This window comes from Candidatus Methanodesulfokora washburnensis, from assembly GCF_003947435.1.
GTDB classification, from domain to species: domain Archaea; phylum Korarchaeota; class Korarchaeia; order Korarchaeales; family Korarchaeaceae; genus Methanodesulfokora; species Methanodesulfokora washburnensis.
Genome location: NZ_RCOS01000092.1, coordinates 1 through 8,140, shown reverse-complemented (window position 1 = coordinate 8,140; position 8,140 = coordinate 1). Strand labels below are relative to the sequence as shown.

General features: G+C 44.4%; 4 protein-coding genes. All 4 read right to left on the bottom strand.

The window, feature by feature from the left end; translation table 11 throughout:
• Positions 1-117: 117 nt before the first annotated feature.
• Positions 118-2,832: a DUF2341 domain-containing protein gene (locus D6D85_RS07660; protein ID WP_125671473.1), complete on the bottom strand. Its 2,715-nt coding sequence runs from the start codon at positions 2,830-2,832 to the stop codon at positions 118-120.
• Positions 2,814-7,241 (bottom strand): DUF2341 domain-containing protein, encoded by a 4,428-nt coding sequence (locus D6D85_RS07655; RefSeq protein WP_161969752.1) that lies wholly within the window; start codon positions 7,239-7,241, stop codon positions 2,814-2,816. Before D6D85_RS07655 ends, D6D85_RS07660 begins: the two co-directional genes overlap by 19 nt.
• Positions 7,241-7,909, bottom strand: a complete 669-nt coding sequence (locus tag D6D85_RS07650; protein ID WP_125671471.1) for a CPBP family glutamic-type intramembrane protease — start codon at positions 7,907-7,909, stop codon at positions 7,241-7,243. Before D6D85_RS07650 ends, D6D85_RS07655 begins: the two co-directional genes overlap by 1 nt.
• The coding region (locus tag D6D85_RS16260; RefSeq protein ID WP_161969751.1) for a hypothetical protein at positions 7,906-8,140 on the bottom strand (235 nt) is incomplete at its 5' end. The genes D6D85_RS07650 and D6D85_RS16260, both read right to left, overlap by 4 nt.

Below are 8,140 nucleotides of genomic sequence, written 5' to 3'. Positions count from 1 at the left end.
AGTCTGATCTGACCCACACTTGGCCTTTCGGTATTTTTCTGTTGGCTAAGTAGTGGTCAGCTATCACATCCTTCATCGTTTTCCTGCTTTTCGGGACAAACCTTACTTTCACTTTTCTCATCTTCTCCTCCTCTTTTTTCTGCCTGAAAGCAGGAATAAAACTCCGATTATCAGGATTGAGACCATGAAAAGCTCCGTGTTTGCTATCAGTGTCTTTATGGCATCTGTCAGAGGAGAAAGCAAAGAAGAAAGCTGATCAAAGAACGGGATTGTGAAGTTTGCAAACAGAAATCCCTTCTTCGCAGTTATGTTCTGCATTAAGGGAGTCTGTGCCGGCAGAGGTACTGCATAAAAGGCATTCTTAAGCTCCTTTTCCGCTGATAAGCCAGCAGGATCCTTGCATACAGCCCTCACCGAGTAATATCCCTTCTTTAGTGGATTGAAGGCCGAGACAAACTCTATTCCATTCCATAAGCCCTTCAGCTTGGCTTCCCCGTCCTCAGGAATTGAGACGTATATATCACATACAAAGGTGGAGGGATCCATCCCCTCCTCATGGGGCAAAACGGCTATGAAAACACTACTGTTTACATAATTCTCTATCTTAGAAACTTTTATGTAGGTGATGTTCGGAGGAACTTTGTTCAGGTAGAAATAGCACAAAGCAGGGCCTCCCTCAGCTCCGTTTGGATCCTTTGCCGTTGCCTCAGCTTCGTATTTTCCTGCCGGCATGGCTGAGGAAGTTGAGAAATAGGCCGTGTAGTAGCTCCCGTCCCATGGAGCAGATAAAGAGTAGATCTGGTTTGAGGGATCAGTGACCTTTACCGTAACAGTCAAGCTTCCTGTCGGTGAATCTGGGTCTGTGGCAACAACAGAGAGCTTTATTTTTGTTCCCAATGTTGCATTTGAGGGATAGGCTGTAATTGAGGAGACAGAGGGCTTTACGTTGTAAATAAAAAACACATTCGTGAAGGTTTTCTCAGTTGGATAGGATCCATCTGTTGCATTTATGTAAACATCATAGTAGCCTATTGGTGCTGATGTGTCAAAGTAGAACCACGTTGAGAAGTAGTGCAAAGTGCCATTTGGCTTCATCTGCTTTGCTGTTCCTGCTACTTTCGCATAAACTATAAGAGAGCTGTCTGGTGTATCTGGATCCGAGATATAAGCTGTTATCGTTATGTTTGCTGGCCTAGTTGTGTTTGATGGCTTTGCCGATACTGAATAGATAGCAGGCCCTGCTGTTGCTGTAAAAGATGCAGAAGCTGTTGCAGAAGCACCATCTGCATCTGTAACAGTATAGGAAACGGAATAGGAGCCTACTAAAGTCGCATTGAACGTATTCTCATACCTTCCTGAGGTGCTGTTGTATGCTAATGAGAGAGAGGTTTGGGTGTTATCTGGCTTTGTTATCGTTGCTGAGGCTGTTAGAGTGGAGGTTTCGAAGTCTGTAGCCTTAACCCAGACTTTCACCAGCTTGTTGATCTGCTGGACTGCGGGATCCACTCCCTTATCCTGAATGACAGGAGGATTGTTCAGAACTGTAAACGCATTCGATAAGGAGGCTGTTGTATAAGCAGAAGCATTGTCCACAGCCTTAACTGAAATGCTGTATGATCCAGTCTTGGATGAGGCCGTTGTCGAAAATACATACTTCCAAGTCCCGTTTCCACTGGGATTTGACAGAGAAGCTTGGCCATTTGTTATCACCAAAGCACCAGAGGAATCCGTTATGTTCACGTAAACAGCTGTTACATAGCCATCCTTATCCCCGTATGAGCCTGAAATGTTCACAGAAGATCCCCTGTAAACGGAGGAAGGATTAACGGAAGATATTGAGACAGAAGGAAGCAGATTTACAATTTCTTCTGTTGTGCTTACTGTTGTTGTTGGCTCTGGATCTGTGTATTTCCTCACAAATACAAAATCGTAATCCGATTTCCCTCCATTATAACAGGATAGCTGAACATAGTTAGTTCCCGTTGTAAATCTATCCTGCGTTGTTATGGTATTGACCTGTACATTATCCTCAAAGTATTTGCTGAAAGAAGAAGCCCATATTATCTTTATCCTTGTCCATGCTGTCCTGAGAGGTCTGCTAAAATACTGATACGTGTATAATGTGCCTGCTGTGCGTTTCTGATAGTAGTAATTAACATTTGCGTTATAACCATGCCTAACCCAGTCTGTAAAGCTTCCCGTTGAATTTTGGACAATAGCATGCCAGTTCTCCCCTCCATCGACCCACCTGTAAAGACCTTCAACTATGAATGGAAAGGCAAAACCTTTCTTCGATACAATCCCAAAGTCTACATATTGTCTAGCATAAATCTCAACATAGCCGTTAGAGACTGTTACCGATCCTGTTCCTGTTGTTGCCCATTTTGTTGTGTCTAGAGAAGTTCCTAGAAAATCATCAAAGAAATCAAATGTATTATCACCATTGCTTAATGATGTAGCTGAAGGATTTCCATAGTAAAGATATATAGTTTTAGTAGAAGAAGCTGGAATTGAAGGGACTTTTACCCATATTACAGTTGTTGTGGTGTTTATCCCTGATTCTATCCAGTACGACAGCAAAGTGAGTCCATCTGAATCTGTGAACCTTATGTCAGAGCCATCGGACTTCATCTTTCCTGCTGAAATTAAAGACGCAGTATCGACAACAATTTTCACCTGATAATCAGTTAAGGCATTCGCATTCTGCGTGTTGTCTATTGTTATTGGCCTCCTGTACTGCCAAGCGGACATGGAATCTGCCTTCACGGGAAAAGCAGGAATCAGAAGCAGGAAAAGGGCCAGAAATACCGGAATTACCTTCTTGCTCTCCATAATACCACCCCCAAAATTAAAAACAAAAAAACGTAAATAAGCATGTTGCCTCCGAAAAATGAACTTATTGCCGATGTGTTCAGCTGTGAGGCTGTCTGGTTCGTAACTTTGTACGGAATGTAGTATGTTATATTTATCTCTTCCAAAGGCTTCAAAGACGTTTCATTGAGGGAGGCACCGAGCCAGCCAGTGCCGTTTATCTTCAGCTTGAGAATATCATAGGGATACTGGTTCTTTATCCTCAACCTGTATTCTTCAGCCTTTACAGCATGATAGACAACGTCCCTTATCTTCTCCGAAGAAGTTAAAAGCTGCGGTGCTAAAACTGAGACAAAGTAAGTCCTTGCCTGATTCTCATTTCTTGGCAGAGCTGTGAAACTGATATAGGAAGCGGAGGCATAGCAGCTCAGCTGCTGTTTTGTCGTGTTTTCAACAACGGTGCAGGATAACGCACTTGGGAACTGGAGCTGAACCTGATGGGCACCCTCAGCAGATCCATACTCGAAGTAGAACCTTGTGAAATTGACAGGAGAGAACAAATAGGCCAGATCTGAGGCCCAGTTGCTCCAGTCCCTTGAGGCTGATCCAGAAACAAGGAACCAGATCTCCTCAACCCTGTTTACCCCTCTTGCGTCAGTTGCTGTAACCCTCAGCCTGTAAATTCCTGTTGAGAGGGGAGATGAGAACGAACCGCTTATTTTGTATTTTTCTGAAGCAGCCAGTGAAACGGAGGAGGATTTGGAGAATACCTTTACTCCATTCTGGTCAAAGACCTCAGCCGTGTAGTAAGCTGTTTGAGCTCCGTTCTGGTTGTACAAAACAAATGAGAAGCTAGTTGAGTTTGCTGATAAATTCTGGGGCTTAACCGAGCCTATAACCACGTTGAAAATGAAAGCTGAAGAAGATTTCTGGTTGTTTGCCCAGTCCACAGCCACAACATACCATTTATAGGTGCCCTCCTGTGTTAAGGACAGCTCTGTGGAGAAGGAGGATACGTTATATATCTTTGTGTATGAATAGCCTCCTCCCACCTTTTCCACATACAGCACCGTTTGCATGACATCGTAATCCGTATCAGACCACTGCAAAGTTACCCTATCCGATTGAATCCAGCTGTTGTTTGCAGGTTCTACCAAAGTAGGGGCTGCTGGCAGCCTAGTGTCTATGTAGAAAGTTCTTTTCGGCGATAAATATGAGTTTTTAGCCTTATCCACAGCCTTAACCTGCCAGTACAATCTACCATCATCTGAAGTAACAGTATAGCTGGCTATTGAGCCTGATAAGCTGTACTGCTTCACAGTTCCATTCGGATATGTCACGTAAAGTATCTGGTAATCGACAGCATAATTGTCAGATGAGCTCCACTGCAGATTCACAGTACCAGATTTCTGGATTGAGGCATCAGCTGGGGAGACAAGCAGAACCAGAGGGTATGATGCATCTACTGTGAAGTTCCAGACGGAAGACCATGCTGAATCCTCGTAATAGGCTGATCCTAAAGCTTTAACCCTCCAGTAGTACGTTCTTTCAGAAGCACCGAAGGTTATGGATGTTGATGCTGTTGTGGTGTTCACAAACAGATACGAGAAGGAGGAGGTGTTTGAGACCTGCACCTGATAGCCTCCGGCATTTATAACTGGATTCCAGCTCAAAAGAACTGCGGTTGTGTTTACCCAGCCTGATGGCGAATTCAGGGTGGGAGTTGATAGGGATCCTTTGGCTATGAACGTCGTTGAGTTTGTCTTCTGGTAGTTCCCAGCATCTGTAGCAGTAACCTTAAGAGTGTAGGAGCCTGCTGATAGCCTCTGTGTGAACAATCCGCTTATCTTCCTGATTTCTCCGGAGGACAGAGAAACTGAAGAAGAAGTTGAGAAAACAATGTTGCTGTACTGGTCAATGACTGAGACTGAGTAGGAGGCTGTCTGAGCCCCATCCTTGTTTTTCAGGACAAAGGAATAACCGGTTGAGTTTCCTGTTAAATTCAGAGGAACAACAGAGCCCAAAAACACCGTGAAATAGTAAACTCCGGAATCCCTCCTGTTGTATGCGTAATCAACGGCTGTGACATGCCACTTGTATGTGCCTTCCTGTGTGAAAGCCAGAGTTTCAGAACCACTCCTGCTGTTGTACGTCTTTGTGTATGAATAGCCTCCGCCAACGAGGGTTACCTCCAGCTGGGTCTGCATCACATCATAGTCTGAATCAGACCACTGTAGTGTAATCTGGTTTGTAAGGAATTGGGAGTTGTTTGCGGGAGAGGTCAATGAGGGGGCTGCCGGCAATCTGGTGTCTACCACAAAGCACCATTTCGCAGAAGTTGTTGAATGTCCGCCTAAATCGGTAGCCTTAACCTGCCAGTAAATCAGACCGTCATCGGAGGTTATGGAATAGCTGCTTGCCGATCCACTCAGGCTGTACTGCTTTGTTGTTGCATTTGGATAGGTGACGTAAAGAACCTGAGAGCTTATCCCAGCAGCATCCGTTGAGCTCCATTGCAAAGTAACTGTGGCTGATTTCTGAACTGTCCCGTTTGATGGTGAATTCAGGGAAACTGAAGGAGCCAGAGTGTCTATGTAGAACATCCACTGTGCCGATGTTGTTGTGTGTCCACCTAAATCAGTAGCCTTAACCTGCCAGTATAGCTTCCCGTCAGGTGAGGTTATGGTGTAGCTTGTTGCTGTGGCTGATAAGCTGTACTGCTTTACAGTTCCGTTTGGATAGGTGACGTAAAGAACCTGAGAGCTTATTCCTGTGCTGTCTGTTGAACTCCACTGCAGTGTAACCGTGGATGTTGTGATAACGGATGCATTCAAAGGAGAACTCAGGGAAACAGAGGGAGCAGCAGTATCCACATAAACAAGCCTCTTTTCCGATAATTTTGAGTTTCCTGCGTTATCTATCGCTTTTATCTGCCAGTAGAACTTACCATCGGCTGAGGAGACAGTATAGCTTGTGTATGATGAATCGAGGGTAAAGGAGGATGTGGATCCGCTCGGATAAGTCACGTAGAGAATCTGGGAGCTTATTCCGTTTGCATCAGATGAGCTCCACTGTAAAGTAAAGCTGGATGTTGTTACCACTGTCGCATTCGCAGGAGAGGTTAAGGAGACTGAGGGAGGAGTTACATCAACGGTAAAGGAAAGGACTGAGCTCCAGTTTGAATCCAGATAGCTTCCTGATCCCAGTGCCTTGACCCTCCAGTAGTATGTCTTTTCAGAGGCTGAGAAGGGATATGTTGTCGATGTTGTGGTTGCATTCAGTGCCAAGGAGGAGAAATCAGAGGCAGGGGAGACCTGAACCCAGTACGAATTCGCATTTGCAACTCCGTTCCAGCTTAAGGTAACCGATGTTGTGTTAACATAACCAGAAGGGGAAACTAAAGTGGGAGTTGCTAGCTGCTGGACATCCTCCACTGTAACAGTATATGTGGGCTCTTTATCTGCTAATTTCCTCACGTATATGTAGTCTATATATCTGTCTGGATATGATGAGATATAATATCCTAGACCGAAAACCAGAGACATCTGGTCGTTTATATAAGCTGTATCCGTTCCTTTTAACGTTAAGGAGGAGGAGTACCCCGAGAGATACCATATAATTGTCCCATTTTTATAATATTGTATTTTATTTGTGTAAGGAAAATCAAGATAATACGTTCCGGATGAGTGAGCTAGAGTTTTTTCTCCCTGTCCAGTATCCGGTGGATCATCCCTTCCTATAGAAAAATGATAATTGGAGACATAATTCGAGCTGTGATCAAACCAGTATCCATTGCATACCACAGAAGGATTTGTGGCAAAAAGCTCGTAAGGAAATCCCCACTTTTTCGCTATTTCAAATTCACTATACGTTTCGTAATTAGACATTTTATCGACATATACTATCTCAATACCACTTGTAAATTTTTGAATACTCTCTATATATATAAATGAGCTCTGGGCATGAAGGTGAAGCCAGCCTGATTCCACCTGTATAATATTGCTTCCTCCGTATCCCATCCTTATATACCATCTTGTGCCATTAGTAAAGGAGGAAAAGTCATCGTAAAAGTCCCAGATTATCTGGGAGGCATCAGCTGCTCCAGTTGCATACGTTATCTTTATCCTCTTTGATGATGAAGCGGGAATGGACATCTTAACCCAGAAAACCTTTGTCTGACCAGCCTGACTTCCTGCCCAGCTCTCCCTGTAAAATGGAAGCAGATTGCCGTTTTCATCGTAAAATCGGACATCTGTTCCTGTTGAATCCGTTAAAGTATAGGACGTTAAGTCTATTCTCACCTGATAATCCGTTAAATCGTAATTGTTTGGATTGTAAACAGTGATGTAGCGGTAATGTCCTGCTGCTTTAACAGGAAAAGCAGGAGCAAGAATCAAAAGAAAAAGGATGAGAGGGATCAGTTTTCGCATCATCCCGCCCTTATCATCAGCAACGCATCTCCTAAGCCATGCCCTAAAGCAACTCCGACAATTCCCTTTTCGTAATCTATGAGGTAGCACTGCACAAACCTTGTGATAAACGGAGCCAAGAGGAGATAGGCTCTAGGATCATGTAAAAATGCGGGATCAAACGGAGAAACGGAAGTGTAAGCCTTAATGTGCATGAAGGCAAAAACGGCTGCCGTGATCAGTTTCCCCCAGATCCCTGTTTTCTGCAGGGTTCCGTATAAGACTCCTCCGTAGAGCATTTCTTCTGCCCATCCGACCATGAACGCTAAAGTGATGGTGACAAAGTTTACCTCAACTATCGGGACAACGGAGCTCAAAGTAAGGGGAACTATGACAAAAGGGCTTTTCTGTGCAGCCAGCTGGGCGGCAAAGGATCCCGATAACAGCATCACGGCTATGTTGACCACTGCCGTAAGAAGGCTCACTGATTTGAACTCAAGCCAGTCTCTCTTGAAGAAATACAGGGCAAGCCAGCTCAATGACGTTAGCACACCATATACCTGCAAAACTTGGCCAAGTTGCTGTCCTAAAGTGAGAATCATCGCCAGAGGCACTGCAACTGAAAGAAACAGTGTGAAGGCTACTGAAGGCAGAGAGAGCTCTTCCCTTCTCCTGTATCGGTAACTCATCTTCTCACCGCTGTTATAATGCCAGCAACTGCGGAGATTATTGAGGCAATCATGCCGACAAAGGCTGTCGATAATGTAGATCCTGATTCAACGTTGTTCGGATCTATTGCCTGAGGCATTATGGCCTGTGTGCCATATTCCACTTCAACTGAAACTATTTTGATCCCTGGCCCCTGTTCCCCTCCTCCCGTGCACTTGATTATGTTATCATTTGTGCTAACGCATATGTTG

Excerpts from the sequence above, each read along its gene's own strand:
- D6D85_RS07655 (WP_161969752.1), bottom strand. The coding sequence starts at position 7,241 with ATGCGAAAACTGATCCCTCTCATCCTTTTTCTTTTGATTCTTGCTCCT.
- D6D85_RS07650 (WP_125671471.1), bottom strand. The coding sequence starts at position 7,909 with ATGAGTTACCGATACAGGAGAAGGGAAGAGCTCTCTCTGCCTTCAGTA.
- D6D85_RS07660 (WP_125671473.1), bottom strand. The coding sequence starts at position 2,832 with ATGGAGAGCAAGAAGGTAATTCCGGTATTTCTGGCCCTTTTCCTGCTT.